Here is a 26,617-nt window from a genome sequence, read left to right as displayed (position 1 = left end):
GTTAGTTCTATAAAGATAAATAAAAACTCTATTGCTTATTTAAAGGCTTGATCTATTGGTTCCCATAGCTCTATTTTATTTCCATCATTGTCCATAATCCATCCAAATTTGCCGTAGTCATATTCTTCCATTTCGCCAACAATGGTAACGCCTTCGTCCTTTAAAGTTTCCAATAATTCCTTAAGGTTTTCCACTCGGTAGTTAAACATAAAATCCTTTTTAGAGGGTTGGTAATAGGATGTATCCTCCGCAAATGGACTCCATTGGGTGGAGCACTCTTTTCCATCTTTGTCCTTCCACCAGAAAGTACAACCATAATCATCTGTGTTGAAGCCTAAATGTTTTCGGTACCATTCTTTTGTTGCTTTAGGGTCTTTCGTTTTAAAAAACATACCACCTATTCCTGTTACGCGTTTTTTCATTTTCTTTTTAGATTAGTTTCATAAATGTCTATCCACTGTTGTGGGGTTAACTTGGTGCATAATTCACCTATAAGTTTAAAAGGAATATCATCTAGCTTCTTAAATCGAATGCAGCTTTTTCCCATGTCCAATTTAGTCTTGCAATGTTTGGGGTATTCTTTTACAAACCATTGATTTAATTCGGGTACAGCATAAATGCCACTATGGTATAAATTGATGGAATTCTTTTGGGAAGCAAAGCTCATAAAAGGCAATGGCTCTTTAGGGTTGCAATGATATCCGCCAGGGTATAAGTCATGCGGCACATAGTATCCTATCATGTTGTATTGAATGCCTTCCTCAAAGCCAGAAGGCAAATGCTCCGAAATGGTAGTTCTTAACTTTTTTAAGGTATCCTGGCGTTCTATTGGAACTTGAGAAATGTATTCCTCGGGAGTTGCTGCACTATATTTCATGGTTGAAAACTAAATTTACTGTCAGATTAAAAATAAGAATTCTAACTGATAAATAGAATGGGATTCCAAATGAATAAAAAAAAGGTGGCTTCCTAAACATGGAAACCACCTGGTATAAAGAATTTGGTTGGTTGGTTAGCTAGCTATTTATTTGTATTGTTTTTTCTTCATCCCCTTTTTTGAGGGTGACCTTATATGTAAGTTTTGTGATTTCTGAATTTTCATAGATTATTTTACAAGTGGTGGCATTGATTACCCAACCTGGGTGGTTTTTGGCAATATTTTGACTTACAGAAAAAGGAAGCGGAATATTTTTGAACTCTTCTTTACTTGAAATTAAGGTGCCTGAATCATTATAGTTGGCTTCAATCATATAATTCCCCTCATCAAATTTTACGTTGTAATTTGCTGTTTCATGAGGTGTGTAAATGTCTAAACTTTTGATATCAAATGCAGCAACCATGGAGTGCATTTTTTCTACGACGACTGGTAATTTCTTATTTTCAAAGGTTTTCTCAAAAGCTGTTTTCTTTGCATAATTCATTTTTGAAGGACCACGGTCTAAAGTGTTAGACACCATGGCTATTTCATTCTGGGCAATTACTAGGTTGGTCATTCCTAATACTATTAAACCAAAGATTAAATGTTTCATAATAGAGGTTTTTAGTTAACAAAAAGGCTTGCTGGTAATAGTACTATTTAGGGAGAGAGTATTGTTTTTGACAACGATACTAAATTACAAAGAGGTTTTTGTAAAACACTGTATATGAGATAGACATGTAATGAACGACCAATAGACAAACAATAGACAAAAATGTTTATGACACTTAAAAAGTTACATACTTTGAATGAATTGATCTAGGTCAACATCTTCAGGTAGATGTAGTTTTTTACGCAGCCTATACCTACTCGTGTTTAGGGAAGCTAAGGTTATATTCTGAAGGGAAGCAATGCTTCGGCTATCAATTTTTAGTCTAATGAGGGAGCAAAGTCTAATTTCAGTTTTACTAAGGTTTGGAAATCTTTTAGTCAATTTGCTGTAAAACGAATCACTTAATTTATCCAGTCTTTCAAAGAAATCCTTGGTGTTACTATCAAAGGTTATTTTATTCTTAACCTCATTTTCCAATTCATCTATTAAGATACTTCGTTCTTTTGTTGGCGATTGTTTTAAGGTTTCAATTTTCTGAGCTAATAGTTCTGCCCATTCTTGGTTTTGGGATAAATTGAGAGCAAAATCTGTTAAATCACGCTCCTTAGATTTGATTTCGGAATTTAGTTTTTGAACTTTCAGAGAGGTGTTTTCCAGAGTCTTTTCAGCTAAAAGCTGTTTGTTTTTTGCATTAATTACATATTGTCTTCTCCTTAGAATTAGGGAAGTAAGTAGAATGATTCCTATAGAAAGAATTAGTGTGATGATCCACCATTTCAACCTTTGGTTTTTTAGTCTGTTTTCTTTTTGTAATCTCTCAATTTTGAAGTTTAAGGCCACCCTATCTAAGGTGACATTGTTTAGTTCATTCCTCCATTTGGTATCTGCTCGTTTGGATGCTGTCAAAATACTATCAGAAAGACTCCATACCTTCTTTGAGGTGGCATAGGCCTCTTTTATTTTATTTTGTGATAGAAATAATAATTCTTCTGTTTTTAGAATTTCTAACTTCGAGCTATCACTCAAATTCAATTCGTTTTTCTTGGCTAATTCTCCTAATTGTAGAAATGCCTGTTCCGCCTGCTCAATTTGGTTCAACTTAAGATGGGAACGAACCAATTGCGCCCCTGCACTTATCAATCTGGGTAGGTCTATTTTTTGTGTTTTTTCATTAGGAGTTTTTTGATAAAAAGAGAAGTTGGATTGGTATAAGGGGAGTGCTTTAACCACGAAGCCTTGATCTGTATAAATATCGGCGATATTATCCCTAATACTTCCAATTAAGGTATGCTTGGGGAACGAATCTTGGGTGATTTCATATGCTTTATTGAAATAAATTAAAGCATTTGACAAATCTTTTTTGTCCCAATAAAAGTATAAGCCATAATTGTTAAGCGCAGATGGATAATAAATACCTTTCAAGGTTTTTGAAAAATTTATGTTTTGAAGGTGTGTTATTTTTGCACTATCAAGCTTGTTTAGTTTGGCGTAGCTTTCTGCTAGGACAGAATAGGCATAGTTGCGCATTTCAATATATTTTTCCTTTTCTGAGGAAGTCAAATGGGATTCAAATTCCTTATATTTTTTAAAGAATTTTTGATAGGAATTAATGGTTTGTTGAGAGAAACCAATATTGTAAAACCAATTCCCTGAGTGTAAATAGGTGTCTAATTTTAAGGCGTAATTTCCTTTGATATGAGGTAAAAGGTCAAGACATTGAAAGTGTTTTGACAGATAAGATTGAAGTTGATTTTCTGAAAAGGACTTTCTTTGGTAAGTTTTAATATCATCTTCTGGAAATTCTAAGTTGATTTCAGATTGAAGTTTCTGGAACTGTATTAACGCCTCTTCGCTACTTAAGTTTTCATTCTGTGAAAACATAAATTGAAAGGGAAGGAAAAACCATAAAAGAACCATTCTTAGTCTCAAAGTCAACCAAAATTTTGATGAAGCTTATTGTAAATATAAGAAGATAGCTACAAATAAACTGTTTTTAATTTATTGGTTGTCTGAATATTGAAAGGTGAAACTAGAAGTTATCTAGTTTTTCATTATGAATTTGGCTCGGATTTTATCTACGATGGTTTGGGCAAGTTTTTCTTTGCTCTCTATAGTCCATCCCGCAATATGTGGGGTTAAAAGAACATTTTTTGCCTGGATTAAATATTGAAAAGCCATGGGCATTTCGGTTTCAAAAAGAGATTCGAAGGAAGCTTTTTCGTATTCTAGGACATCCAATCCCGCACCAAGTATCTTTCCAGATTTTAAACCTTCTACTAAATCTTCGGTGATAACACTTTTACCTCTTGCTGTATTAATAAACCAAAACGGTTTTTTAATAGAGTCTATAAATGTTTTATCAATCATCTTCAGCGTAAGCGGCGTTTGAGGAGTGTGTAAACTGATCACGTCTACTTTTTCAGTAAATTCTTCGAGAGAAACCTGTCTGGCATTTTCATCATCAACGCCTTCCTTGATATCAAAACAAAGTACTTCAACGTCAAAGCCTTTTAGTTTCTTTGCAAAAGCCTTACCCATGTTTCCATACCCGATAATTCCAACTGTTTTACCATCTAATTCCACCCCTCGGTTTGCTTCTCTCAACCAAAGTCCAGACCTCACCTCACTATCAGCCTTATTTAAATGATTGAAAAGCGATAACAGCATACCTAGGGCTTGTTCTCCCACAGCATTTCTATTACCCTCTGGGGCAGATATGAGATAAACTCCTTTTTCTTGTGCGTAGTCACAATCAATATTTTCCAATCCGGCACCGACACGTCCAATAAATTTTAGATTGATTGCCGCGTTTAGAAAGGTTTGGTCAATGGTAAATCGACTTCGAATGATGATACCATCGTAGAGATGAATTTTCCTTTCAATATCTATTTTGGCAGAGGTGTAATCTTCATCGTTTTGGAATCCTAAATCATTCAATTGGTCGATTAACAAAGGGTGGTTTGTGTCTAAATGCAGAATTTTCATTTCGAAAAGAAATTTTGTTTGGATAAAATACTAAAATCCGAGAATGACTTTGGCAATCAAAAAATAAATCAAAATTCCAAAAATATCATTGCTGGTTGTAATAAAGGGACCCGTTGCTACAGCTGGATCTACGCCTTTTTTATCTAAAAATATAGGAATAAAGGTTCCTATTAAAGCGGCAATGACAATGACAGTAACTAGGGCAATACAGATGGTTGCAGAAACTAAATAAGGGGTTTCAAAAAGAAAATGACTCACAGGTAGCACGACCAATGCAATGGCAAGACCATTAACTAAACCCAGTAAAAACTCCTTGAATAAACGAGTCAAAATTTCACCTTTTATGGAGTCATTGGCTAAACCTTGCACCACAATGGCAGAAGATTGTACCCCTACATTTCCTGCTGTTGCCTGAATTAAAGGAACAAAAGAAAGTAATATCACATATTTTTCCATGACGGTTTGAAAACCTGTGATGATGGTAGCCGCCCCCAAGCCTCCAAACATTCCAATCAATAACCATGGGAGACGGGCACGTGTGAGTTCAAAAATGCTATCATCCGCTTCAACGTCATTGGTAATACCAGCAGCCAATTGGTAGTCTTTGTCGGCTTCTTCTCTTAATACGTCAACAATGTCATCAATTGTAATTCTACCCAACAATGTTTTTTCATCATCTACTACTGGGATGGCCTCCAAGTCATATTTAGCCATAATTTTGGCTACTTCTTCTACATTTTCTTCTACATTCACATAATCTACACTAGAAATGTAGATGTCCGATATTTTTTGATCACTTTTGGCTACAATAAGATCTTTAAGAGATAATCGGCCAATCAGCTTTTCCTTTTTGGTCACCACATAAATGGAATGAACGCGGGTAACATCTTTTGCTTGTCCTCTTATTCTACGTAAACAACCAGCTACGGTCCATGTTTCATATACTTTAACCAGCTCCTTAGCCATTAATCCCCCTGCAGTATCCTCGTCATAAGCCAATAGCTCTTTGATTTCTGCACGGTGGTCTTCATCGTCAATATTTGAAATAACGGCATGACGTCGCTCTTCGGGTAATTCAGCAATGATATCGGCAGCATCATCGGTATCTAACTCTAAGATTTCATTGGCAATCTCTTTGGCAGATAAATTCTCGAGGACTTTTTCCCTGTTGTCCTCATCCATTTCCATTAAGACATCTGAAGTAGTTTCAGAATCCAAAAGCTTAATGATGTAGACCGCATCTTCTTGGTCTAATTCATCCAGAATTTCGGCAATATCCGCATAGTGAAAATCATCTAAAAAAGTTTTGAGTTCCTTATCACTTTTTTGTTCGATTAGGAGTTCTACTTTTTCAAGAAGTTCGTCAGTTAATTCAAATTGGATATGTTCTAATTCTTCAGACAAATAGCAAGGTTTTTTTGGGTTATTCTAAATCATTTTCAATTAGTTGGGTGAGCTCAATAAATTGCTCTACACTCAGCTGTTCCGGTCTTTGGTCAAATATAACATTTGCTTTTAATTTATCTGATAAATTAAAGGTTTTTAAACTGTTACGAAGGGTTTTTCTTCTTTGTTGAAACCCTTGTTTGACTACTCTGAAAAACAGTTTTTCATCACAGTCTAAAGCAAAGTTTTCTTTTCGTGTGAGTAATAAAACACCAGAATCAACTTTTGGTGGCGGGTTGAAAACGGTAGGTGGGACTGTAAACAAATAGGTGGCGTCATAAAATGCTTGAGTTAAAACAGATAAAATTCCATAGGTTTTGCTTCCCGATTTTTCACAAATTCGTTGAGCGACTTCCTTTTGGAACATACCAGAAAACTCTGGAACTTGATCACGCATTTCCAACATCTTAAAGACTATTTGAGAGGAAATGTTATAGGGGAAATTACCAATTATAGCAAAAGGTTCATCTTTAAAAACTTCTTTTAAATCATATTTTAGGAAATCTTTTTCAATGACTCTATCGGCTAGATTTAGATAATGGGTTTTTAGGTATTCGACAGATTCTGTGTCTATTTCAATAACATGGGTAATTGTTTCTTTTTCCAAAAGATATTTGGTTAAGACCCCCATACCCGGGCCAATTTCCAAAACATGTTGATATCCTTTGTAAGAAAGGGTATCTGCAATTTTTTTTGCAATATTTTCATCAGTCAAAAAATGCTGACCTAAATGTTTTTTGGCTCTTACCGACATAGACTTAATTAAACGTTACAGAATACTCGTCAAGAACTTCCAGTTCTGTTCTAAAGGCCAAAACTTTATCAGCAAATAATTTGAGGCCTTCTTGCCTAAGAATAGGAGCGTCATTTTCGTAATAATTCTCTAAATGGGTTCTTGATTTGGCATGGTATTGAACTGAATATGTGACACCTCCCATTTCTTCATCCACTAAAACTTTTATAAGTTTTGCTGCAGTAAAGTGCCCAGTAGCCAAAACCTTTGGTATGTGATTTTTAATCCATAATAACCATTGATCGTGTACACTTTCATCCACATTGAGAGTCACATTATATATCAACATAAAAAATAATTAAAGGGTTAATTAATGTCATCACCTCGTAAGCGGCGATAGGCTTTTCTAGCGTCTACAAAGTAAATGCTATCTTGATGATTAAAGACTATGTTTTCGTATAAATCTTTAGCCTTTTCAGGTTGATCCAGCACCTGGTTGTATAATTGAGCTAGATGAAAATAGGCATCATCCGCCAGTATATCATCTGCATAATTGGTAATGATAGATTGATAATTGGCAACGGCCAAATCATATTGATTTGTTTTTTCATAAAGCTGCGCTTGTTTAAACAAAGCCTGGTCTTCAATACTTTTTCCCGTATGATTTTCAAGAATGTTAGCCAAAAGCTCAATGGCTTCATTGGTCTTGTTTTGAAATGCCAACAAGTCTGCCTTTGCATAAAGTTTTAAGGCTGTTTGCGTTGAATCTTCATATTTGTTATCGCGTATTAATAGCATAAGATCCAAAGCGTCATTTGCAATTAACTGTGAGGTAGATGATTTTAAAATGGTAAGCTGTGATTCTGCCCATTTAAAATCTCCTTTGTAATAGCTTGTTTTGGCAACTTTATATCTGGCTTCTTGGGATAGCGTACTGTTTTTTAAGTTTCTTTGAATTTGGGTATAATATATTAGGGCCTCATTGAATTTTTCTTCAAAAACTAAAATATCGGCCAGTTCCATTTTTATTTTGGCTTCTTGAAAACCAGATAAAGTCATATCTAGGCTTCCTTTTAATAAGGAAATAGCTTGTGTCGTATCATGCAGATAAAAGGCAGTGAAATGAGCGTGTAGAATTTGGAGTTCTAAAGTTTGGGGAGACACGCCATAAAGGTCAAAAATTTGTTGAAATTGTTGTGAGATTTTGGCGTAGTCTGAAGGCTTTGAGTTTTCAATCTGAATTTTTAGCAGATAGTAATTGGCTTCTAATTTTGTCTCTAAGTCTTGGGCAGTTTCTGATATGTAAGTGAAAATTTCAATAGCTTTATCATGCTGTTTGTCTGCATCTGCTACTAGGGCCAATTCCTTTATTCTATGAAAGCTTTCTGGTTTTCTGTTAAAAATAGCACGTTCTTGTGCAAAAGCTTTATGATACTCTTTTTGCTGAACAAATAACCAACTTAACATTTCATTCCAAAGCAGGTTAGGCTCGGTTTGGATTTTTTTTAGAAGAATCCTTTTCAGGATTTGATTATTCTCAGAGTCAGAATCATCGGTGATAAATTCGCCAAAATTTCTTTTGATGGTATTGACATAGGAATCATTTTTCTCTACAAAATCCAAATAGCTATCAAACATTTTTTCAATATTACCTTGATCACCATAGATTCTAGCCAATTGGATATTGAAGTCAAGCCCGGGATTTATTTGCATGCCTTTTTCGTAAGTGGCAATGGCTAGGTCTAAAAGGGCTTTATCTTCAAAAGATTTACCCAGCGTATAAACATAGGATGGGGTTTGGTCAATAAACGCCAAGGCTTCTTGGTAATATTTATTGGCATTTTCCATGTCATTTTTTAACTGGTAATTATACCCTAATTCAACTAAAAAAGCTGGATTTCTGGATCTGGAAAGTTGAAAAGTAAGTATCTCTTCCGCTTTATTATATTGCTCCAGTTGTTGGTAGGATTTAATAAGATATTGGATGTAATTATAATTGTTGGGCGATTTGTCATAAAGTTGTTTGTAGCTAACAACCGCCTTTTCAAAATCTCCATTTTTGAAATACTCTCTAGCCAGAGCATCTTCCTGAGAAAAGCCTGAAAAAGATAATAGCAAGAAAGCAACAATCAAAACCCGCATAACCTTACTTTGGGTAAATATAACAAATCCATTCTTGGGATATTGCCAATGGTAATATAAAAAAATGCCTATACGGCAAGTATAGGCATTTTGCCAACCAAAATAAATGTGCTATTAATCAATGCTTGAATTAAACATGATTCAAATACTTGATTGGGGCTTTATTTTTAAACCTCAGTTATTCTGTATATATGGCAGCAGATGATTGATTTGGGTGTTGATCCAGTTTCAAGAAGTCATCTCCTAGAAACTTGGCGGCAAGAACGACCATGGCTGCAATTAATAATATGCGAAGGATATTCTTCATTTATAAGTAGGTTTGATTTTTTATGGTATGCTAACTTGCTAAAAAAATCTTAAAAAAGCAAAAAAAAATGACAAAAAAATAGATTACAACTAATTTTTTTGTCATTTTATCGTCAAAATAGGAAAAAACCTACATGTTAATCAATCATTTCGAAACCAGTGTAAGGAATTAGTGCTTTTGGAATCATAATGCCATTATCTGTTTGGTTATTTTCCAATATACCCGCTAAAACTCTAGGTAAAGCTAATGAGCTTCCATTCAAGGTGTGAGCCAATTCATTTTTTCCTTCAGAATTTTTAAATCGAAGTTTTAGCCTGTTTGCTTGAAAGGTTTCAAAATTAGAAACTGATGATATCTCTAACCATTTTTCTTGAGCTGTAGAAAAGACTTCAAAGTCATAAGTCAATGCCGAGGTAAAGCCTAAATCTCCTCCACATAATCTAAGGATACGATAAGGCAGCTCTAATTCTTGTAAAATACCTTTTACGTGATTAACCATGTTGTCTAGGGCATCATACGATTTTGAAGGATGCTCGACCCTTAGTATTTCCACTTTGTCAAATTGGTGTAACCTATTCAACCCTCTTACATGAGCTCCATAACTTCCGGCTTCCCTTCTGAAACAAGGGGTGTATCCAGTAATTCCAATAGGTAAGTCCGTTTCATTCAAGATGACATCCCTAAAAATATTGGTTCCAGGAACTTCAGCCGTAGGTATTAAATACAGATTATCTTCTGTGACATGGTACATTTGTCCTTCTTTGTCTGGTAATTGGCCTGTACCAAATCCAGAGGCTTCGTTTACCAAATGTGGTAGCTGATATTCTGTATAACCTGCTTCGGTATTTTTATCAAGGAAATAGGCAATTAAAGCTCGTTGCAGTCTAGCACCTTTTCCCTTGTAAACAGGAAATCCAGCTCCAGTAATTTTATTTCCTAATTCGAAATCAATGATATCATATTTTTTAGCCAATTCCCAGTGAGGTAAGGCATTCTCACTCAATTGCGGAATATCACCTTCTCTAAATACCTCCTCGTTGTCAGTATCAGAATTACCACCTGGGACAATGTCATTTGGAACGTTAGGTATTTTGTATAACAACTCATTGAGCTCTTGAACCTTTTGGTTGAGTTGGTCGTTGAGCTGTTTGGATGTCTCTTTTAATTCAGATGTTTTGGCTTTTAATTCGTTTGCTTTTTCAGCTTGTCCTGATTTAAATAATAAGCCAATTTCTTTCGAGATGGCATTGGAATCTGCTAAAATATTATCCAGGTTTGCCTGAAGACTTCTTCTTTCCTCATCGGCCGAAATTACATTTTCAATCATTTCACTGGCGTCAATATTTCTTTTGGCCAGTCGCTTAATAACCTCTTCTTTGTTTTCTCTAATAAAAGGTACTTGTAACATAGGATAATATTTAGTTGATGGGTATTACCATCTGAAATTGAAGCACAAAATTAAGAAGATTTTAGGTTGCAGGAAATAAAAGCGAGCCTATTTTGAGGGTAATAACCAATTAGCATGTTTATAGGGCTCCCATGGGGTATTAGCGAGGTCAATTTCTGGATTGGTCAGCTGTTGGTAAGGTTTTCCGTTTACGCTTATTTTACAATCCACATAAACCTCAATTTCTTGTCCGTTTTTCTCATATTGCTTTTTAAGATGCTGCGCAAATTGCCAAATGGCATCTGGTTTTGTTGTAGCCAAACGCATTTGTTTTCTAGTAAGAAAATCATCTAATTTGACTATTTGCGATTGGTTTTTTTCTTGGTCTACGATTTTGTAGGTGGCAATCCCTTGTTTAGATCTTAACATCATGCGCCATGACATTCGGTGGCCCTCCTCTGTCCATAGAACATCATCCTGAATGAGATGGTGCCTTATTGGGAACCCTATTTGAAATAGAAAATATAGGCCAAAGAGGGATAAATACAGCTTATGATATTTTGGAATTTCAATTTCTGAGCCTTCGTAAAAAGGCTTCTTTTTAAGAAACAAGTTGTGAATGGTTTTGGGTTCAAAGAAAAATAGGGCAAATGCTAAGGATAAATAAGGGAAAATACCAACCTGAAAAATAAAGGAATTAAAGAGGTGAAAAAATATAGACGCAAAAAAGGCCCATTTTCTGGTAGGTTTAAAAAGTAACAATGGAATAATAAGTCCGTCAAAAAGGATGCCTCCATAGGTTAAAAAATAATGAACCCATCTATGCTGTAATAAATCTCCAACCAAATAATAATGTTGTTTCCCTTTCATGAGCAGTTCCATAACGGTTAGATCTAGCCAATCGGGATATATTTTATTGATGGATGCGTAGCTATATACAATAAACATCTGAAGTATAAAGACCCATCGACACCAATTAGGCATAGAATTTTTTTGCAAATTTGGGTTGCGTTTAGCATCAAAGGAGGTATGCTTATGGGCAGGCATAATGACCATGATGGCACTCAAAAGGATGAGCAAGTAATAGTGGTTATTATAAGATGATTTTTGCATGAGATAACAACCCAACCACATGAGAGTAAACATCAAAGCTGAAAATCTGTATTTAAAACCAACCATAATGAACAACCCAAAGAATCCCATGAGCACATAATAAGCATACATGCCATAACCTGGCAACGGTTGAAGCCATTCAAACCCTATGAATGAAAAGGTGAAATCTGGATCAATAAAAGCCTTCTTTACCCAGCCAGTAAAAATGGCACCGACTGATTCCAAAAAACATAGCAATCCGAAAATAATTCGAAAGACGATAAGCGAACTGTTATCTACTTGTTTAAATAGGAAATTATTGATCATAGGTTTTTATAAAATCTAATGAAAAAGCTTTGTCTTTATCCAGCTGTTGCACCAAATCATCCAATCCATCAAATTTTTCTTCATCTCGAATTCTGGTCAAAAAATGTATGGTAAGTGTTTTGTTATATAGGTCTTGGTTTAATTTAAAAAAATGAACTTCAATAGATTCCTTTTCATCATCCTTTACTGTGGGATTAAGTCCTATGTTCATCATGCCGAAATAGGTTTGGCCTTCAATAGTTGATTTGACGACATATGAACCTATTTTGGGAATCAATTTGTAAGCTTCAGGAATTTGTATGTTGGCTGTTGGATATTGAAGGTCTTTTCCAAGGCCTTTTCCTTTAACAACTTCTCCTGTAAGCATAAACTCATAGCCTAGATAGGTGTTGGCTGTTTGAACGTCACCTTCTTTTAAGGCATTTCTTATTTTGGTAGAGCTAACAGCTACTTCATCGATGTCTTGCGCAGAAATTTCCTCCACCTCAAATCCGAATTCCTCTCCAAAAACTTTCAAATCTTCAATATTGGCATTTCTATTTCTCCCAAAATGGTGGTCGTATCCAATGATGACTTTTTTTGCGTGTAGTTCTGCCACTAACACTTGCGACACAAATTCTTCGGCTGTCAATCTTGAAAAATCTAAATCAAATTTTTTGATGTAAAGGTAGTCTAAGCCCAAACCCTCCATTAATTGAGCTCTTTCATTAATGGTATTGATTAGTTTGATTTTGGCATCTTTTTGGAGAACCATTCTGGGATGTGGAAAAAATGTAAGGGCAATGGATTTCAAATGATTGGATTTGGCCGAATCAACCAATTTCTCAATAATTTTTTGATGACCAATATGAACACCATCAAAAGTTCCAATAGTGACCACTGAAGGGTCTTCAAATTTTTTTGATGACGTGTTAATTATTTCCAAGAATGAGAATTTTTTCAAAAATAAAAAAGAGGATTGACATTTGTCAATCCTCTTTGTGAAAAATCATATGTATACAAACTATTCTTTAATGAATGGAATAGAAATAGCTTGATCGTTTTTATTGATTTTAATGAAATACATACCATTGCTGAATTCTGATGTGTTGATCATTAAGTCAGCATTTGATCTGATGGATTTACTAGAAACAACTTGACCTAATACATTATAGATGGTGTAGTTGTCTGGTAAATCGCTGGTTGTTTTGATATTTAAGATTCCTTTTGAAGGATTCGGGTATATCGAAATAGTTTGATTTAGTTGGAATTCTTGAGTACTTAAAGCATTGATTGTAAATGTCAATGATTCGCCATTTCCATAATCACAACTATTGGCAAATTCTTCTCCGTTGGAGCTTAAAGCGTAGTATCCGTTTACATCTGGAACAGCGTCCCCACCAATACATATACCATCTCCATACGAGTCGTAGATTGAAAAAGTGTAGCAACCATCACCTAAAGTGAAAGCTTGAGTATCTAATTCATCCATGTACGTAACGGTAACTTCTCCAGTCCAAGGGTTTTGAGTGAATTCACCATCTTCATATGGTCCACCACTGTATAAAACAGCTCCAGATTCATCAGTTAATTCCCATGTAATCTCGCTTCCATAGATGTCAGGTTGTACGTTCAATACAATTTCTGAACCTGTTTCTAAATTGGTAGCTGAAACAAAATCTTCTGAGTCATTATCATTATTAACATTCATATCTGTGGCACCATTTGCATCAACAAGTGATACGTTAAAGGTGTGCTCTCCTTCACTAATTGACATCGCACTTAATGTAATAGTTTCAGAGTCCCCAAAATTAACTAGGTTTCCAGTCCAAGAATAAGAGTCAGAAGTCGCCCCATCTATATCAAATTCAATGGTTACAGAGGTTAGCGCATTGTTCCCTTGGTTGATTAAGGTAATATCCGGTGAAATGGAGTATTCACAATTGTCAATGTTTAATGCATCAATTTTAACTCTACCGTCCAAATCATAAACCATGGCTGGCTCACAAGCTGTAGAAGTTAATAGTTCTAACCTTCTTGGGCTATTTTCCATAACGGTTGCAATTCTTGAACTTTGATCTGCTGTAAAAGTATCCATACATTCGTCATTGGTATAATCCATATAATTCTCGATCATATCATTTAAAGAATCGGATGTACAAGAGTCTGTCGTTACACAGTCGAAGTTTGAATCTGCAGCAGCAGGTGTATCAGCACAGTAATCATCTACAGAGCAACCACCATCACCCCATATGTGTCTTAACCCTAACCAGTGACCAGCTTCATGCGTAAGTGTTCTACCAAAACCATAAATCCCACCATTAGGATTTGGAGTGTCCATAGAGCCTATTGCATAGTAAGTTACTGCAACACCGTCAGTATTGGCATCACCTCCATTTACATTTAGGCCAGATAATCCAGAATCACTAGGAAATTGAGCATAACCTAATATTCCTCCAGAAATGTCGGCTACCCAAATATTAAAATATTGATTGGGATCCCACTGAGTAGCAGGTTTTAAATTTGTTTCAACTTCTCCTGTTGAAAAAGGACCTTGTCCGAAATCTGTAATTCTATTAATTCCGATTTCATCCAGTTGATTACCTTCTTCATCTACTTGAGCTAAACAGAATTGTATTTCGGTATCAGCGGCTACATCAAATGAACTACCTGCTAAATTAGCGTAGTCAATATTTAATTGTTCAATTTGAGCATTTATTAATGTTTCTGATACATTTTCTGAGCCTGATCCGTCTGTGAATATATGAAATATGACAGGTATGGTCATAACGGTATTTACATCTCGTTGAGTTTTGACCTTATTCTTTCTAGCCTCTAATTTAGGGGCTAACCAATTTTCAAATTCTGCTTCTGTTGATCTGTTAGGGAATTTTTCTTGAAGCGATAGTTCATATTCATCAGTCACACATTTGATGGTTCCATAATCCTGAAGACCTTTTAGGTTTTGAGGGGTGTAATTTTGATTAAAAACCTTATTTGATAAAGGTCTTTTTTCTTGGGAATGCATTGATTCTGTGATTAATACGCTGATAATGCATATTAAACTTAACAGAGTAGTTTTTTTCATATCTTAATCAGTTTAGGGTAAAATCGGCGCTAAATGTACAAAAAACTTAAGAAAAAGATTGATTTTGTGATAATATGTAAGTTTTATTTTGATTTAAAAGGAGAATATTTCAAAAATGGAATGGTATTTTGAATTTAAAGTGTGGGCCAAACAAGAATTCTCGGGGTATATTGTGAAAAAATATTTTGTTTTTAAAAGATCTAACTAGTTAAAAAATAGGCGAATATAAAAAGTGGAATTGATAGTGGAGATTTTGACGTAAAATAGGCTTGTTCTCAAATTCTTTTTTGAACACGATAAAATTGTTTCATTAAATTCAAAAAATTATATTTGATAAACTCCTAAAAAACAATTTTTTATGAAAACAAAACTACATTTTGCCTTTTCTCTAATGGTTTTTTTGTTTGGCTACTCTTCATTCTCCCAAAGCAATGGTTGGAGCAAGTCAACGCTTACTAGTGAAAATGAAAGGTTGGCTATCTCTAAGTTTCATTTGAAAAATGACGAGGTAAGTATCTTTGACTTGAATGCTAATGCGTTTAGGCAAGGTTTGGTTTCTGCTCCTTTAAGAGGACAAGGAATCAGTTCAAATACGGTAATAGAAGTTCCAGGTGATAATGGAAATCTTGAATCCTTTCTTATTTATGAGGCTCCTGTATTTTCACCATCTTTGTCTTTGAAATTTCCTCAAATTAAATCTTATGTTGGATTTGGGGTGACAAATCGGGGCGCAAAACTTCGTATGAGTGTTAGTCCTCAAGGTGTCCAAACCATGATTACATATATGGACAGGGAAGCTTATTTTTTAATGCCTGTTTCGCATGGTTCTTCCAAGTACGTACTTTATAAGAAAAGCTCAAAAAATGATTTTGTAGATGAATTTGTTTGTTCTACCATTGATGAAATGGTTGAAGCCAATAAATTGACTCAACAAAGCAATCAATTTGACGCCAATGATCAAACTTTAAGGTCTTATCGTCTAGCTATGTCAGTAACTGGAGAATATACTGTTTATCATGGTGGAACGGTAGAAGGTGCCTTGGCAGCTATTAATGCTTCTATAACAAGAGTAAATGAAGTATATGAAACAGATATGGCTATAACCTTTTTAGTTGTAGATGCCCCTGAATTGATTTATACAAATCCTTTCAATGATCCATATTCTCCAGCATCTGGTATGGGAAGCTGGAATGGACAGCTTCAAAATACTTTAACTAATACTATTGGTGAAGCTGCCTATGATATTGGGCATTTATTTGGTGCTACTGGAGGTGGAGGAAATGCAGGATGTATTGGTTGTGTATGTGAAGATGGTTCTAAAGGAAGTGGAATAACTAGTCCAGCTGATGGCATTCCAGAAGGGGATAATTTTGATATTGATTATGTAGCTCATGAGTTGGGTCATCAAATGGGAGCAAATCATACCTTCGCTTTCAGCACGGAAGGAACAGGAGTGAACTCAGAACCTGGAAGTGGTTCTACTATTATGGCTTATGCTGGGATTGTATCTGGTCAAAATTTACAGATGCATAGTGATGCTTATTTTCACTATCACAGCATCAACCAAATTATGAATAATATAGCTACAGCCCCTAATAATTGTGCGGTAACAACTACTATTACCAACAATCCCCCTCTCGCAAACGCAGGAAATGACTATCACATCCCTAGGGGGACCGCTTATGTGCTAAAAGGAGAAGGAACAGATCCTGATGGAGGTGATGTTTTGTCTTATTGTTGGGAACAAACAGATAGCGGACAAGTTATTGCATCCAATTTTGGACCGTCCCTATTTGCAGGGACAACAACCAGATCTTTAATGCCAACCGATTCACCAGATAGATACATTCCGAAATTTAGCAGGGTTCTTGACGGAGAATTAACCGAAACGTTTCCTGGTTTAAATGGAGATTGGGAAACAGTTGTTAATGTGGCCAGGGATTTGAATTGGGCTCTTACTGTAAGGGATAGGGATGCCACGGCTGTTGGCCTTAATGGACAGTCAAGTTTTGATTTAATGACTATTACCGTGGAGGATGTAGCTCCATTTACCGTGGGCACGCCGCCAACTTGGGAACCAAATTCTACGCAAACAGTTACTTGGAATGTCGGTTCTACTACAAATGCAAGTATCAATTGTCAAACGGTTAACATTTTATTGTCCTTAGATGGAGGAGCTACATTTACTGAGGTAGCATCAAATGTGGCCAATGATGGTTCGGAAGAAATAAGCGTTCCAGATGTTATTGTAGATAACGACGCAAGGTTATTGGTTGAGGCAGCCGACAATATTTTTTATGCTGTTAGTGAGTCCTTTTCCATATCTAACGAACCAGATTTTGGAATATCATTAGTAAATTCACCAGCATTGGGGTGTTCTGAAGATGAGGTGACCTTAGACCTCTATTATCAGGTGACCAATGGGTTTAATGAAACCACAACGCTAACGGCAAGTGGGAATCCCGCTGGGACTACTTTAACTATCAGTCCAGAAACTTTAACTACTGATGGCGCCTTTACAGCTGGTTTGACTGGATTAAGCTCTGTAGATAGTGGAACCTATACAATTACTATTACAGGTTCTTCAGCATCTTTAACCAAAGAAATTGAAATAGATTTAATACTTACCAATGGCGTTTGTACTTCGGTAGCTAATATGGATTGGGATACGAGTGTGACTAATTTAACATTTAATACCATTGATAATTCATCAGGGAAACCATCGGGATATAGTGATTACACTGATATAGGAACTGAGGTGAATAGAGATGAAGCTTATGACTTATCGGTAAGAGTAAATACCGATGGGAATTATGCTTTAGGAACCATGGTGTGGATAGATTGGAACCAGAATTGTGTTTTTGAAGCGAGTGAAGAGTATAATATGGGTGTTGCTCAAAATGTTTCAGATGGAGAAACAAGTGAGTCGCCTTTATCTGTTATTGTACCTAGTGACGCAGTGCTTGGAACCACCACTTTACGAGTAGTTACTCAATATGCTCAATTCCCTTTAGCTTGTGATAGCGATCATGACGCCGAAGTTGAGGACTATTCCGTTACTGTATTACCTTCCTTAAGTGTTGGAGAATTTGATTTGAATAGTTTTAGCGTTTTCCCTAACCCAAATAATGGAAGCTTTACCGTTCAATTTAATGGTGTTATGGGGGATATCAATATCGATGTTTATGATATCAGGGGGCGAAAGGTTTATAATGATTTAGTGAATGGCAACAATTCAGATTTCAGTACAACCATTGATTTAGGAAGTGTCCAGTCAGGAATGTATCTATTAAATATTTCCACTGGAAACCAAAAGGTTACTAAAAAGATTATTGTGAATTAATAGGAACGCACGATAGGCTACAAATAAAAAAGGGAGCTAAATAATGCTCCCTTTTTTATTTTCCATTAAAAGTATTCATGGTATTTGAAACACCTGAGAGGCCAAATGATTTAATTAATTTAGAGGAGGTCTCGAGCCGTTCCTTTAATTTGTCAAGTTCTTCTTCATTCCACTCACCCAAAACATAATCGACTTGTCTGCCCTGACCAAAATCATTGCTTATGCCAAATCGAAAGCGATTGTATTTATTTGTGTTCAATTTATCTTGAATGTCCTTTAAACCGTTATGCCCGCCGTCACTTCCTTTGGTTTTTAATCTTAAGGTGCCAAAGGGTAAATTGAGATCATCGGTTATAACCAAAAGGTTGTCTAATGGAATCTTTTCTTTGGTCAACCAATATTGAACAGCTTTACCACTCAAATTCATATAGGTGCTTGGTTTAAGGAGGATAAAAGTTCTTCCTTTTAGTTTGTAGGTGGTGACATCCCCTAATTTTTGTGTTTCAAAAGTAAGGTCTTCTGTACTTGCCAAATAATCTAAAACTTTAAAACCAATATTATGTCTGGTATTTTCATATTTCTCACCAATGTTGCCTAAACCAACGATCAAAAATTTTTTCATGGGATCAGTTTCTTCAGATATTTGTATGTCTTGTTGCTTGAATAAGTTCTTAAAGAAGGATAGCACGTTTCTCTTTTTTGTAAAAATAAAAAAGCATCCTTTATGTTAGGATGCTTTTTATATAAATAGGTAAAACCTAATCTATTCTTGTGCTTCTGATGTAGCTTCAGTTGCTTCAGCTCCTTCTGCTGTTGCAGTTTCTTCTCCTTCAACCTCATCTTCATCATCTTCATCCATACCGGCCAATGCCATTGCAGCTCTTGCTCTCTTAATCTGGCAAACAACTGTATTTTCAGTATGCATGATTTTGTAATCGTCATTTTCTAAAGCGGTTACATAAAGTTTGTTACCTATTCTCATTGGAGTAACATCTACTTCAATGAAGTCTGGTAATAAGCTAGGGATAGCTCTAACTCTAAGTCTACGAGAGTTTTTACGTAACACACCACCAGCCTTAACACCTCTAGAGTTTCCTACAAAGTGAACAGGAACTTCCATAGTGATAGGTCTGTCTTCGTATAACTGATAGAAATCTATGTGTAAGATTTTGTCAGTTACAGGGTGAAACTGGATGTCTTGCATAATTGCGTTGAAAGACTCTCCGTTTTCCAAGTTAATTACAACTGTGTGAGCATTCGGGGTGTAAACCAGGTGTGAGAATGCAATTTCATCAGCTGCAAAATGTACTGGTTTGTCTCCTCCGTATAACACGCAAGGAACCTGGCCAGCATTACGTAAGGCTTTTGTTGATTTTTTGCCCACGCTTTCTCTTTGAGATCCGTTGATTGTAATTGATTTCATTTTTCGCGTTTATAATTAATTATTAAATTACATAACAAATTTAGAACTGATTGACTTGTTGTAATGTACATTGTACATCACATCGGCAAATAAATCGGCACAACTTAAAACTCTTACTTTCTTGCTTTCTTGTTTTAATGGAATAGAATCTGTGACGATTAATTCCTCAAGTTTGGAGTTTTCAAGTCTTTCATAAGCATTTCCAGATAAGATAGGGTGAGTACAAATAGCTCTTACGCTTTCAGCACCACGCTCCATCATTAAATCTGCTGCCTTGGTCAATGTTCCAGCGGTATCAACCATGTCATCTACTAATACCACATTTTTACCTGTAACGTCACCAATCAATTCCATATGCTCAATAACATTGGCTTTGGCACGTTGCTTGTAACAAATTACCACATCACTTCCTAAGGCCTTTGAATAGGCATAAGCTCTTTTAGAACCTCCCATATCAGGGGAAGCAATGGTCAAATTATCTAAATTCAAACTTTTTAGATAAGGTAAAAAGATGGTTGAAGCAAATAAATGGTCAACCGGTTTTTCAAAGAACCCTTGTATTTGGTCTGCGTGCAAATCCATTGTAATAATTCTGGTTGCTCCCGCAGCTTCCAACATTTTTGCTACCAATTTGGCGGCAATAGGTACTCTTGGCTTGTCTTTACGGTCTTGTCTAGCCCAACCAAAGTAGGGCATTACAGCCGTAATGTGTCTAGCCGATGCTCGTTTTGCCGCATCTAGCATTAACAACATTTCCATTAAATTGCTAGGTCCAGGGTGTGTGGAACCTATTACAAAAATTCTGGCGCCTCTAATAGATTCCTCATAGGATGGTTGAAATTCACCATCACTATAAGTAGAGGTTATAACGTTGCCTAAAGGCTCACCAAAGGCTTTTGCAATTTTTTCACCTAATACTTGACTTTGGGTACAAGCAAAAATTTTCGCTTCGGTTTTAACTCTGGGCATGGTTAATAGGTTGTTTAGTAACTATTTAATACGGTTTCTTTAAACGAGGTGCAAATTTATGAATTTATTTCAACAGAAAAACAATAAAAGCTGTAATTTTTGATTGTTGGTATAAATTTATTTTTTACTTTTGCAGTCCAAAATTGCTTGAGTGGCGGAATTGGTAGACGCGCTGGATTCAAAATCCAGTTCCGGTTTCGGAGTGTGGGTTCGATTCCCACCTCAAGTACGTAAGGTCCTTACAAATATTTGTAAGGACTTTTTTTATGCTTAATTGGATGGTAAATACTAGCTGGAGATTGATTTTATTTAACCACTTTCTTTAGGGCTTGCAATTCAACTCCCAAAGACTGAAATAGGTTTATAATACTGCTTATTTTTAGTTCTTCCTCATTGTACTCCTGGGTGTTGATGCTACAAGTAAATTCCCATAATTCCAATACTTCATCAATAGGGACCGTATAAGGTTCGTAATGAGGGTTGTCTGAAACTAAAAGCAGATTATTCTGTGATTCAATTTGGTTAAATACTCTTTTGTATACCATCCCATCATTAAGGGTCAGCAATACATAGGTCTTTCCATTGGTGATGTCACTTCGATCTTCAATAAATTTTCCTACCACATAAGCACCATCTTTCATGGGGAGCATAGAGTCTCCTTTTATAGGAAATGCGCGGTGTTTCCCAGTGGGTAGAAAGGGCAGTTTTATTTTGTCTAATTGCTCAATATACTCTGGGTCATCATACCCGGCCAGATAGCCTGCAGAGGCTTTTGTGGGAACAATTTCAATAAGGTTTTCATTGGTTTCATCGACAGTTATCGGGAATAGAATCCGTTTGTTGCCCACTTCTATAAAGGAGGTGTCCTTAGCTTTGGTAAGGTCTTTTTTAATGAGAATGTCAATAGGAATTTTAAAATAATCTGAGAGTTTGATCAACATATCCACATTAGGAATGGACCTTCCTTCTTCATAAGAACTTATTCGTGACCTTGGCACTTTTAAGTCTTCGGCAAAGGCTTCTTGGGTGATTCCTTTTAAGTTTCTTAAGTGACGAATATTTTTTGTGATGTATTTCATTTGCTACAAATATAAGCAATAATTGCTTAAAAATGTAGCTAATTTTGTAGTCTATGAATCAGCAAATTTTACATCTGGATTTAGACACGTTTTTTGTCTCTTGCGAACGCTTAATTGATAGTCGGTTGCAGAAGCGACCTCTCATTGTAGGGGGTACGGGCGACAGAGGTGTGGTGGCGGCCTGTAGTTATGAAACGAGGCCTTTTGGGGTACACTCTGGAATGTCTATGAAAGTGGCTAGAAGGTTGTGTCCAGAGGCAGTAGTCATAAGAGGAAATGCTTCTATTTATACGAAGCATTCACAGGCTGTGACAGAGATCATCAAGGAGCAGGTTCCTGTTTTTGAAAAATCGAGTATCGATGAGTTTTATGCAGACTTGAGTGGCATGGATAAATTCTTTGGGAGCTATAGATATGCTTCTGAACTTAGACAGAAGATAATCAAGGAAACAGGATTGCCTATTTCTTTTGGTCTTTCCGGTAATAAGGTGGTTTCAAAAGTGGCTACAGGAGAAGCGAAGCCCAACAATCAATTGCGAATAGATATGGGCTTTGAAAAATCCTTTTTGGCACCGCTTTCTATCAGAAAAATTCCCTCTGTAGGTGAAAAGACGTATCAGGTTTTAAGAAATCTGGGGGTAGATAGGGTACAAACGGTACAGCAAATGCCGTTGGAAATGATGGTGAGTGTCTTAGGTAAAAATGGAGCCACTATTTGGAAACGTGCCCATGGTATTGATAACACACCGCTTGTTCCATATTATGAAAGGAAATCCATTTCAACAGAACGCACTTTTAATAAAGATACCATTGATATGGTAAAACTACGAACGACCATCTTTGCTATGGCAGAGAATCTGGCTTTTCAATTGAGACGTGGCAACAAGTTGACTTCTTGTATCTCGGTTAAAATTAGATATTCTGATTTTAACACCTATACCAAGCAAATCAAGATTCCATACACGAGTGCAGATCATGTAATTGTTCCTAAAATATTGGAGCTGTTTGAAAAGCTATATGAAAGGCGGTTGTTGATTCGTTTGGTCGGGGTTAAGTTTAGTGATTTGGTGAGTGGTAACTATCAAATCAATTTGTTTGATGATACTGAGGAAATGCTACGTCTGTATAATGCCATGGATCATATTCGGTTGCGATTTGGGGAGATGAGTGTCCAAAAGGCTGCAGCTATGGGAGCTAAAACCATAGGGAGATTTCACAATCCTTTTAATGGGGAGCCGCCCATTGTTTTAGCACATAGAAATCAATAATGTATTTGAATTGCCATACATATTATTCTTTAAGGTTTGGGACTTTTTCTGAAGTAGATCTCTTGGAATTGGCCCAAAAGAATGAGGTGTCTTGTTTGGCGCTTACAGATATTAATAACACCTCTGCCTGTTTGAATTTTGTTAGGAAGTCAAAATCCTTGGGAATTAAACCTGTTTTAGGAATTGATTTTAGGGATGGAGCAGAGCAGAGATTTGTGGGATTGGCTAAAAATAATGACGGATTTTATGAATTAAACAGGTTCTTGTCCCATCATTCACATCAAAAAAAAACGTTGCCAAAAACAACACCTCATTTTGAGCAGGCTTTTGTGGTGTATCCTTTTGAGCAAGTCATGCAATTGGAAAAGAAACAGTTTAAAGATTATGAGTTTATAGGGGTTTCTATACGTGATTTGAGAAAGCTTCCCTTTACCATTTATAAAGAGTACCTAGACAAGTTGGTGATACAGCAACAAGTTACGGTGAGGAGCAAGCGCGATTTTAATGCGCATCGTTTATTGAGAGCTATAGATAACAATACATTGTTGAGTAAACTACCCAAATCTGAAGAATGTAGTGAGCAAGACGTGATGATTCCAGTAGGGGAGCTAGAGCAAGCTTTTCAATGGCATCCACATATTATTGAAAACACTAGGATTTTGTTAGAAGCATGTTCCATTGAATTTGCTTTTGATGGGGAACGCATTACCCAAAACCAAAGTGTGTATTCTACTTCTAAAGAAGCAGATTATGCCATGTTGGAGCAATTGTGTGTAGATCATATATCTAAGCGATATGCCAATCCGTCCAAACAGGTGATGGATAGATTGGCTAAAGAGCTTAAAACTATCAAGGAGATGGATTTTGTATCCTATTTCTTGATTAATTATGACATTGTCCATCATTCCAAACAAAAGGGATATGTACATGTGGGTAGGGGAAGTGGCGCCAATAGTATTGTAGCTTATATTATTGGGATAACCGATGTAGATCCCATTGAACTGGATTTATACTTCGAACGATTCATTAATCCTTATCGGGTCTCGCCTCCAGATTTTGATATTGATTTTTCATGGAAGGATCGGGATGATGTGACCCAATATATTTTTGATCGGTTTGAACATGTAGCCTTATTGGCAACCTACAATACATTTAAATATCGTGCGGTAGTAAGGGAACTAGGGAAGGTGTTTGGAATGCCTAAAGAAGAAATCGATAAAATAAGTGTTGGTAAATATGAGAAAAGAGAATTGGATGAGTTGGGGAACTTGGTAATTAAATATGGGGAACTCATTAAAGGTTTTCCAAATCATTTGAGTGTACACTCTTGTGGTATTTTGATTTTAGATAAGCCTATTCATTATTTTTCGGCTACAGATATGCCGCCCAAGGGGTTTCCTACGGTGCAATTTGATATGATCATTGCTGAAGATACTGGGATGTTTAAGTTTGATATTTTAGGTCAGAGAGGGCTGGCCAAAATTCAAGATACCTTAGAAATTATTAGGTATAACAGACCTGAGTTACCACCAATAGATATTACAGAGGTTGAAAAGTTTAAGAAAGACGTTCAGGTAAATACGCTGCTTAAGGAAGGAAGGGCAACCGGCGCTTATTATGTAGAGTCTCCTGCAATGCGAGGGCTTATGAGAAAGCTGGAAACTCAAGATTATTTGGGATTGGTAGCTGCTAGTTCTATCATTCGACCTGGGGTTTCTGGTTCTGGCATGAAGCATGAATATATAAAACGGCAGAGGCATCCCGAATTGAGAAAGCAAGCGCACCCTGTTTTATTGGATATTATGCCAGAAACATATGGGGTAATGGTCTATCAAGAAGATGTGCTCAAGGTAGCCCATTTGTTTGCAGGACTAAATTTGGGAGAGGCCGATGTGTTAAGGAGGGGTATGAGTGGTAAGTTTAGGTCAAGGGCAGAGTTTACTGCTGTTGAACAAAAGTTTATTGCTAATTGCCGGGAAAGAGGCTATGAAGACACTCTCATTTTTGAGGTTTGGGAGCAGATCAAAAGCTTTGCAGGCTATGCTTTTGCAAAAGGTCACTCGGCGTCTTATGCGGTTGAAAGCTATCAAAGCTTGTATTTAAAATGCTATTTTCCGTTGGAATTCATGGTGGCCGTGTTGAACAATGGTGGCGGATTTTATAGCAAGGAACACTACATTCATGAGGCAAAAATGTTGGGGGGAATTGTTGAAGCTCCTTGTATTAATACGAGTGATCATCCAAATATTATTAAGGGGAAGCATCTTTTTTTAGGATTTGGGAATTTAAAAAACCTAGAGAGCTTTACCATTCAGAGACTGCTTAGTGAACGCCAATTAAATGGAGTTTTTAAGTCTTTGGATGACTTTGTGGATCGCGTGGTTATTGGGATTGAGCAATTAACAATTTTAATACGCATTGATGCTTTTCGGTTTATGGGGGTTTCAAAAAAAGAATTGCTTTGGCAGGCTATTTTTAAGTTGAATGCAACTAAATCTAGATCAGCTCAAAAGGCTTTGTTTGTAGCGCCACAAAAACATTTTTCTTTGCCTCAACTTCAAACAACGTGGATTGAAGATGCCTATGACCAGATGGAACTGTTGGATTTTCCTTTGTGTGACTATTTTGATTTAATACAAGAGCCTTTAAAACCACATGTTAAGGCTCGTGATATGGAAATGTTTTTAAATAAGCCCGTTTTGCTCTATGGGAAATTGGTCAACACAAGATTCCATAAAGCATCAAATGGTAAGGTGATGCGCTTTTGCACTTTTGTTGATGTTGAGGGGCATTATTTTGATACGGTTCATTTTCATGATACGGTAGATCAATATCCCATTCATGGTATTGGTGTTTATGAATGCTTCGGAAAAGTCGTTGAGGACTTTGGGTTTTGTAGCATTGAAGTCATAAGAAGCAGAAAATTGGCCTTGAAACCAGACCCGCGAATGGCGGAACCTGTTAAATAGTTATTTTTTGGTGAGTTCGAAAAGAAAATAAACCTCAACAGTTTCTGAAACCTTATTTCTTACAATTTTTGGTATGTCAATATTAAAGTCTGATGAGCGCACCTCAAATGTTCCCGAAAGAATCAATTGCTCCCCTTTTTGCGTGATCTGAACAGCGACTCCTTCTAAAGTTTTGGTTTTTCCGTGAAAATTTAACTCACCTGTGATGGTCCACGATTTGTTACTATTTAAATCATCCACAGAAAAATTTTTAAAACTACCCTTGAAAGTTGCTTTTGGATAGGTTTCAGGCTCGGCATAATTTTCATTAAAATGTTCTTCCATCAACGCATTTTTAAAACGAAAACCTTTCACCAATGCCAAGGCAGCAAACTCGCCATTTTCAGTATTTAGAATAGCAGTAACTGCTTTGTTTTCGGCTTTTACTTCCTCAAAGGAAGGAACCGAGGCTTCAAATTTTAAATATCCTGTCTTGGTTAAATACTTGTTTTGCCCCAAAGTTTGTAATGAGACCAATACGACTAATAAAATGAGCTTTTTCATAACGATTT

Annotated in this window: 22 protein-coding genes and 1 tRNA gene; 4 read left to right on the top strand and 19 right to left on the bottom strand. The window is 36.2% G+C overall.

Annotation, left to right across the window (positions count from 1 at the left end):
- Positions 1 to 35: 35 nt before the first annotated feature.
- From LOK78_RS08800 to LOK78_RS08740, 14 genes are all read right to left on the bottom strand, one after another.
- On the bottom strand, positions 36 to 422 hold the full coding sequence (locus LOK78_RS08800) for a VOC family protein (RefSeq protein WP_232634618.1): 387 nt from the start codon (positions 420 to 422) through the stop codon (positions 36 to 38).
- Complete coding sequence (locus tag LOK78_RS08795) at positions 419 to 877, bottom strand: DUF1801 domain-containing protein (RefSeq protein ID WP_232634617.1); 459 nt, start codon at positions 875 to 877, stop codon at positions 419 to 421. The genes LOK78_RS08800 and LOK78_RS08795 overlap by 4 nt, the downstream gene beginning before the upstream one ends.
- 139 nt (positions 878 to 1,016) lie before the next feature.
- A complete protein-coding gene (locus tag LOK78_RS08790; protein ID WP_232393494.1) occupies positions 1,017 to 1,529 on the bottom strand; it encodes a hypothetical protein in 513 nt (170 codons plus the stop codon).
- 183 nt (positions 1,530 to 1,712) lie between these two features.
- Positions 1,713 to 3,410: a hypothetical protein gene (locus LOK78_RS08785; protein ID WP_232634616.1), complete on the bottom strand. Its 1,698-nt coding sequence runs from the start codon at positions 3,408 to 3,410 to the stop codon at positions 1,713 to 1,715.
- A 159-nt stretch (positions 3,411 to 3,569) separates the two neighbouring features.
- Positions 3,570 to 4,514, bottom strand: a complete 945-nt coding sequence (locus LOK78_RS08780; protein ID WP_232634615.1) for a 2-hydroxyacid dehydrogenase — start codon at positions 4,512 to 4,514, stop codon at positions 3,570 to 3,572.
- Positions 4,515 to 4,544: 30 nt separating this feature from the next.
- On the bottom strand, positions 4,545 to 5,918 hold the full coding sequence (mgtE, locus tag LOK78_RS08775) for a magnesium transporter (protein WP_082316517.1): 1,374 nt from the start codon (positions 5,916 to 5,918) through the stop codon (positions 4,545 to 4,547).
- A gap of 19 nt (positions 5,919 to 5,937) precedes the next feature.
- The gene (gene rsmA / locus LOK78_RS08770; protein WP_232393491.1) at positions 5,938 to 6,714 is read right to left on the bottom strand and encodes a 16S rRNA (adenine(1518)-N(6)/adenine(1519)-N(6))-dimethyltransferase RsmA; all 777 of its coding nucleotides are present in this window, start codon (positions 6,712 to 6,714) and stop codon (positions 5,938 to 5,940) included.
- A 4-nt stretch (positions 6,715 to 6,718) separates the two neighbouring features.
- Positions 6,719 to 7,042, bottom strand: coding sequence for a DUF4286 family protein (locus LOK78_RS08765; protein ID WP_053970585.1), 324 nt, complete (start codon positions 7,040 to 7,042; stop codon positions 6,719 to 6,721).
- 17 nt (positions 7,043 to 7,059) lie between these two features.
- On the bottom strand, positions 7,060 to 8,835 hold the full coding sequence (locus tag LOK78_RS08760) for a tetratricopeptide repeat protein (RefSeq protein WP_232634614.1): 1,776 nt from the start codon (positions 8,833 to 8,835) through the stop codon (positions 7,060 to 7,062).
- Positions 8,836 to 9,013: 178 nt separating this feature from the next.
- Positions 9,014 to 9,142, bottom strand: coding sequence for a hypothetical protein (locus tag LOK78_RS16680; protein ID WP_255349985.1), 129 nt, complete (start codon positions 9,140 to 9,142; stop codon positions 9,014 to 9,016).
- 136 nt (positions 9,143 to 9,278) lie between these two features.
- Positions 9,279 to 10,550 carry a serine--tRNA ligase gene (gene serS / locus LOK78_RS08755; RefSeq protein WP_232634613.1) on the bottom strand — a complete coding sequence of 424 codons (1,272 nt, stop codon included), beginning with the start codon at positions 10,548 to 10,550 and terminating at the stop codon, positions 9,279 to 9,281.
- Positions 10,551 to 10,637: 87 nt separating this feature from the next.
- A complete protein-coding gene (locus LOK78_RS08750) occupies positions 10,638 to 11,948 on the bottom strand; it encodes an HTTM domain-containing protein (RefSeq protein ID WP_232634612.1) in 1,311 nt (436 codons plus the stop codon).
- Positions 11,938 to 12,873, bottom strand: a complete 936-nt coding sequence (locus LOK78_RS08745; protein ID WP_232634611.1) for a bifunctional riboflavin kinase/FAD synthetase — start codon at positions 12,871 to 12,873, stop codon at positions 11,938 to 11,940. The genes LOK78_RS08750 and LOK78_RS08745 overlap by 11 nt, the downstream gene beginning before the upstream one ends.
- Before the next feature lie 78 nt (positions 12,874 to 12,951).
- Complete coding sequence (locus LOK78_RS08740) at positions 12,952 to 15,015, bottom strand: T9SS type A sorting domain-containing protein (protein ID WP_232634610.1); 2,064 nt, start codon at positions 15,013 to 15,015, stop codon at positions 12,952 to 12,954.
- A 358-nt stretch (positions 15,016 to 15,373) separates the two neighbouring features.
- Here LOK78_RS08740 and LOK78_RS08735 point away from each other — a divergent pair, with 358 nt between their 5' ends.
- Complete coding sequence (locus LOK78_RS08735; RefSeq protein WP_232634609.1) at positions 15,374 to 18,358, top strand: zinc-dependent metalloprotease; 2,985 nt, start codon at positions 15,374 to 15,376, stop codon at positions 18,356 to 18,358.
- Positions 18,359 to 18,413: 55 nt separating this feature from the next.
- Here the strand turns inward: LOK78_RS08735 and pth are convergent, their stop codons facing one another.
- The 3 genes from pth to LOK78_RS08720 form a co-directional block, all read right to left on the bottom strand.
- Complete coding sequence (gene pth, locus LOK78_RS08730) at positions 18,414 to 18,980, bottom strand: aminoacyl-tRNA hydrolase (protein ID WP_232393484.1); 567 nt, start codon at positions 18,978 to 18,980, stop codon at positions 18,414 to 18,416.
- Positions 18,981 to 19,121: 141 nt separating this feature from the next.
- A complete protein-coding gene (locus tag LOK78_RS08725; protein ID WP_053970577.1) occupies positions 19,122 to 19,781 on the bottom strand; it encodes a 50S ribosomal protein L25/general stress protein Ctc in 660 nt (219 codons plus the stop codon).
- A 27-nt stretch (positions 19,782 to 19,808) separates the two neighbouring features.
- The gene (locus tag LOK78_RS08720; protein ID WP_053970576.1) at positions 19,809 to 20,750 is read right to left on the bottom strand and encodes a ribose-phosphate pyrophosphokinase; all 942 of its coding nucleotides are present in this window, start codon (positions 20,748 to 20,750) and stop codon (positions 19,809 to 19,811) included.
- A 145-nt stretch (positions 20,751 to 20,895) separates the two neighbouring features.
- On the opposite strand from LOK78_RS08720, the gene LOK78_RS08715 reads away from it, so the two are divergent.
- Positions 20,896 to 20,979 (top strand) — tRNA-Leu (locus LOK78_RS08715).
- Between the two features lie 76 nt (positions 20,980 to 21,055).
- Here the strand turns inward: LOK78_RS08715 and LOK78_RS08710 are convergent.
- Positions 21,056 to 21,829: an XRE family transcriptional regulator gene (locus LOK78_RS08710; RefSeq protein ID WP_053970575.1), complete on the bottom strand. Its 774-nt coding sequence runs from the start codon at positions 21,827 to 21,829 to the stop codon at positions 21,056 to 21,058.
- Between the two features lie 53 nt (positions 21,830 to 21,882).
- Here LOK78_RS08710 and dinB point away from each other — a divergent pair, with 53 nt between their 5' ends.
- Both dinB and LOK78_RS08700 read left to right on the top strand, forming a co-directional pair.
- Positions 21,883 to 23,097 carry a DNA polymerase IV gene (gene dinB, locus LOK78_RS08705; protein WP_053970574.1) on the top strand — a complete coding sequence of 405 codons (1,215 nt, stop codon included), beginning with the start codon at positions 21,883 to 21,885 and terminating at the stop codon, positions 23,095 to 23,097.
- Positions 23,097 to 26,066: a DNA polymerase III subunit alpha gene (locus LOK78_RS08700; protein WP_232634608.1), complete on the top strand. Its 2,970-nt coding sequence runs from the start codon at positions 23,097 to 23,099 to the stop codon at positions 26,064 to 26,066. Before dinB ends, LOK78_RS08700 begins: the two co-directional genes overlap by 1 nt.
- On the opposite strand, the gene LOK78_RS08695 is transcribed toward LOK78_RS08700, so the two are convergent.
- Positions 26,067 to 26,609 (bottom strand): YceI family protein, encoded by a 543-nt coding sequence (locus tag LOK78_RS08695; protein ID WP_232634607.1) that lies wholly within the window; start codon positions 26,607 to 26,609, stop codon positions 26,067 to 26,069.
- Positions 26,610 to 26,617 lie beyond the last annotated feature (8 nt).

The sequence above is a fragment of the Mangrovimonas futianensis genome, from assembly GCF_021245805.1.
GTDB lineage: Bacteria > Bacteroidota > Bacteroidia > Flavobacteriales > Flavobacteriaceae > Mangrovimonas > Mangrovimonas futianensis.
This window is presented reverse-complemented; position numbering and strand designations above follow the sequence as displayed.